This is a genomic window from Longimicrobium sp. (assembly GCF_036399255.1).
Taxonomy (GTDB): Bacteria; Gemmatimonadota; Gemmatimonadetes; order Longimicrobiales; family Longimicrobiaceae; genus Longimicrobium.
In genome coordinates, this window is sequence record NZ_DASWNM010000112.1 from 1 (window position 1) to 4,228 (window position 4,228).

The following is a 4,228-nucleotide window of genomic DNA, read 5'->3' on the forward strand; positions in this document are numbered from 1 at the left end:
CGTCGCGCCACGCCTCCAGCAGCGCGCGCAGCTCCGCCATGTCGCGCCCCGCCTTGTCGTCGGCGAGCCCGAGCCGGGTCAGCGCGCGCGTCGCCCCCAGCTCCCCGGCCTCCTCCGCGATCGCGCGCAGCGTCACCAGCTCGGCGCCGCGCTCCCCCGCCTGCGCCATCAGCTGCGCCAGCACCGCCCCGCTCACGACGACGCCCCCTTCGGCGCGAGCCCGACCATCGCGCGCTTCTCGTCGTCCGTCAGGAACGTCGCCGCGCTCGCGGACTGCCACAGCGCCGCGCGATCGTCCGCCAGCGCCGGCACCCGGTCGAGTTCGACCGTCAGCGTCGCGCCCTCGAACCACCCTGCCAGCCCCTGCAGCAGCGCGGTCAGGATCATGTCCGCGGTCGGCAGCACGCTCAGCCGCCACAGCGCGCGGTTCGCCTCGCGGTAATTGGCGTAGGTCGCATCCCCAGGCAGCCCGAGCAGCATCGGCGGCACCCCGAACGCCAAGGCGATCTCCCGCGCCGCCGCCGCCTTCAGCCCAACGAAATCCATGTCGGCCGGCGACAGGCTCATCGCCTGCCAGCTCAGGCCCCCCTCCAGCAGCATCGGCCGCCCGGCATTCCCCGCCCCCGAAAACTGCGCCTCCAGTTCCTCGCGCAATCGCGAAAACTGATCCGCCGACAACGCCGAACCATCGCCGGGCGCGTAGACCAGCGCCCCCGAAGGCCGCGCCGCATTGTCGAGCAGGGCCTTGTTCCAGCGCGACGCCGCATTGTGGATCGCCACCGCCCCCGCCGCCGCGCCCAGGCAGCCCAGCCCATAATGGTCGTCCAGCGGATGCACCGATTTCAGGTGCACCAGCCCCGGCTTGCCGAGCCCGTCCCGCGCCGCCACCCGGCTCCGCGCCTCGCCCGCCTTGTACAGATACGCCGCCGGCCACCCGCCCGCATCCGCCTCCACGCTCACCCGCTCGGGCCTAAGCGCAAACAACTCCGCCGGCACCCCGTCGGCGTCGAGAAGCACCTGCAGGTAGGCATTGCCATGCAAAAGAAGGTGGGTGACCACCGTCTCCAGTAGCGCGGAGGTGATAAGTCCTCCCCGGAACGGGGAGGGGGACCAGCCGAAGGCTGGTGGAGGGGGCCCAGCCCTAGCCCCGGTTTCCGCCTCCCCCACACCATCCTGAATGGCATACACCACGGCCGAAGCCGCACTCTCCGCCACCAGCCGCACCGCCCGCTGCGCCACCGGATTGCCCAGATACGCCTCCCGAACCTGCGCCTCATAAGACCGCGGCCACTCCCCCCCGGATACGGCCGCGCCACCCTGCCCCCACCGAAACAAAAAAGGCCGGGCATCCCGCCCGGCCTTCCGCCCAAACCACCATTTCATCATCGCTCTCCTCCTACTCCAACCCCTCTCCCCTTCAGGGAGAGGGACAGCCGCGAAGCGGCAGGGTGAGGGCACGCAGCTACCCTGCCCAAGCCCCTCTCCCATCTCGGGAGAGGGACAGCGCCGCACAGCGGCGCAGGGTGAGGGCACGCCCCTCCCCCCAGCTCCCCTTCACAACACCCTAACCCGCGGCTCGGCCTGCTCCCGTCTCAGCATCAGCTCGGTCAGCGCCCAAACGCACGCATCCGCCCGGTCCGGGCTCCTTCCCGGCCCTTCATACCCGCCGCCGATCGTCATCCCCGCAAGCTCGTCCTCCAGCGCCCCGAACGCCCCCGCAAACTTCGCCTCGCCCTTTTCGAACAGGAACGCCACCGGCTCGGCGCGCACCGTCTTGCCGCGCTTGGCCCACACCATCCGCACCGGCACCCGGGCATCGGCGGCGCGCAGCACGCTTTCCACCATCGCCCCGCCCTGATTGCCTTCCGCCACCACCTTGTCCGCCTGCCAGCGCTCCGCCGCCGCGATCACCGCCCGCGCCCAGCCTTCCGGCCGCAGCCCCGATACGCTTGCATCCTCCAGCACATGGCCGACGCCGCCCGCGTCCACCCCGCACACCACGATGCCGCACCCATCGCCGCCCACCGAGATCGGCGGATCGACGCCGACCACGATCCGCCGCATGCCCTCCGCCTCCACGCCCCGCGAGCGGCACCGCTCGATCAGGTCGCGCGGCCACAGGCTCCCCGCCACATCCTCGATCAGCTCGCCGTCCAGCTCCTGCCGCCCCAGCCGCGTGCCGCCATAGGTCGCCATCATGGTCTCGATGAACTGCGCCGAATGCTGCGGATTGTCCCCCGTCCGCCCGCCCGTCACCACCGTCCGCGGGTCGGCGAGGATCCGCTTCAGCGCCGGGATCGGCCGCGGCGTCGTCGTCACCAGCGCCCGCGGCCGCGGCCCCAGCCGCAGGCTCATCTGCAGATTGTCCCACGTCTCCTGCGGATGGGCATATTTGGCGAACTCGTCGACCCAGGCGAAATGGTTGTTGCCGCCGCGCAGCCCGTCCGGATTTTCCCCCGAATAGATCGTCGCAACGCTTCCGTTCGGCCAGGTCAGCCGCCCCAAACTCGGCTCCCACCGCGGCCGCCGCCCCGGCTTCGCGCACGACAGGATCCCGCTCTCGCCCTCCACCATCACCGCCCGCGCCTCGCCCTCGTTGGCAGCGACCAAAGCGATCCGCACCGGCCTGCCCGCCTGGGTGGCCAATCCGTTCACCCACTCCGCCCCGGCGCGGGTCTTACCGTAGCCGCGCCCGCCGTTCACGAACCAGTTGCGCCAGCCAAGGCCGCCCGGCTCTACTTGACCCTCATGCGCCCAGGCCTCGAAGCAGGCGTCGAACTCTAGCATCTCCTCCAAGTTCATGCTTTCGAACAGCTTCTTCCACAAAACCTCGTCGCGCAGGTTGGACAGCCGGCGCGCCATTTGCAGCATGTTCTTGATCTTCACCCCGCACCCCCTTCCCCCGCCGCGCCGCCAGCGGCCGGCACGCCTCCGCTCACCTCTTCGCCAACGGCAGCGGCGGGCGCACCCGCCTCCCGCACACCCGTCCCGCCTTCGGCGCCCGTCGCCTTGAGCGCCGCCGCCTCCTCGCGGTCCATCCGCGCCCTCAGCGCACGCATCTTGCGCATCAGCCGTTCGACCACCTCCGCCTTCTGCTCCTCGCCCGCTTCCTCGCTCTCCGCTTCGGGCACGCCGGCGCCCTCCGCCACGTCGCGGTGCAGCCGCAGCAGGTGCATCGCCTGGCCGAGCGGATATTCGTGCACGGTCTCCACCGCGCCGTCCGCCTTGGTCACGGTCTTCACCGTGCCGTTCATCATTTTCTCGAGCGCAAAGAATTCCAGGTCGAGATAGGCCCGCCGCCGCACCTCCGTCATCGCCGCCCGGAACGACCCATCCCGTGCCCGCAATCGCTCAAGTCCCGGCCGGCTCATCCCCACCGCGCGAAGCGCCGCGGCGATGTTGCACGTCGCCCCAAGCACCTCCAGAAACGCCATCTTCTTCGCCTCGGTCCACCCTTCCTTCCGATCCGCCCGCCTGCACGCGCTTTTGCTCGAACGTCCCACCATGCCTCACTCCTGTCCCCAATGAAAAAGGCCGCCACGCTTCCCAGCATGACGGCCACCCGCACTTCCCAGCACTCTCCAAACCCGCCAAACAACTCCCCTCCCTCCGCGCCGACACCCTCGAACGGTCGCGGCTAATGAACGGGAGGGGCCGGGGGTGGGTCACCCACCGGCGAACCGGCTGGCGCAAAACCCACCCCTAACCCCTCCCTCACCAACCCCACCACGCACCCACCCGGGCCGTGCAAAGGGAGGGGAACAGCAGGCGCTGAGCCAAGCCACCCACGCCGAACAACTCCCCTCCCTCCACGCCGACGTTCTTGAACTGTTGCGGCGGATGAAAGGGAGGGGCTGGGGGTGGCTCACCCACCGCCCGACACACGCCCGAGGAAGCGCAAACCCACCGCTAACCCCTCCCTCACCAACCTCACCACGCACCCACTCAGGCCGTGCAAAGGGAGGGGAACAGCAGGCGCTGAGCCAAGCCGCCCACGCCGAACAACTCCCCTCCCTCCAAGCCGACGCCCTCGAACCGTCGCCGCGGATGAAAGGGAGGGGGCCGGGGGTGGGTCACCCACCGCCCGACACACGCCCGAAAAAGCGCAAAACCCACCCCTAACCCCTCCCTCACCAACCTCACCACGCCCCCACTCAGGCCGTGCAAAGGGAGGGGAACAGCAGGCGCTGAGCCAAGCCGCCCACGCCGAACAACTCCCCTCCCTCCA

General features: G+C 70.4%; 4 protein-coding genes. All 4 read right to left on the reverse strand.

The window, feature by feature from the left end:
- On the reverse strand, nucleotides 1–196 hold a 196-nt coding region (locus VGC13_RS20840; RefSeq protein ID WP_331127216.1), incomplete at its 3' end, for a DUF6127 family protein.
- Nucleotides 193–1,383: a phage portal protein gene (locus VGC13_RS20845; protein ID WP_349264250.1), complete on the reverse strand. Its 1,191-nt coding sequence runs from the start codon at nucleotides 1,381–1,383 to the stop codon at nucleotides 193–195. The genes VGC13_RS20840 and VGC13_RS20845, both read right to left, overlap by 4 nt.
- A 171-nt stretch (nucleotides 1,384–1,554) precedes the next feature.
- Nucleotides 1,555–2,886, reverse strand: a complete 1,332-nt coding sequence (locus VGC13_RS20850; protein WP_331127218.1) for a DNA-packaging protein — start codon at nucleotides 2,884–2,886, stop codon at nucleotides 1,555–1,557.
- Complete coding sequence (locus VGC13_RS20855; protein WP_331127219.1) at nucleotides 2,883–3,434, reverse strand: hypothetical protein; 552 nt, start codon at nucleotides 3,432–3,434, stop codon at nucleotides 2,883–2,885. The genes VGC13_RS20850 and VGC13_RS20855 overlap by 4 nt, the downstream gene beginning before the upstream one ends.
- Nucleotides 3,435–4,228 lie beyond the last annotated feature (794 nt).

Bases quoted from the DNA above. Each gene is read 5' to 3' on its own strand.
- VGC13_RS20845 (WP_349264250.1), bottom strand. From the start codon at position 1,383: ATGAAATGGTGGTTTGGGCGGAAGGCCGGGCGGGATGCCCGGCCTTTT.
- VGC13_RS20855 (WP_331127219.1), bottom strand. From the start codon at position 3,434: ATGGCGTTTCTGGAGGTGCTTGGGGCGACGTGCAACATCGCCGCGGCG.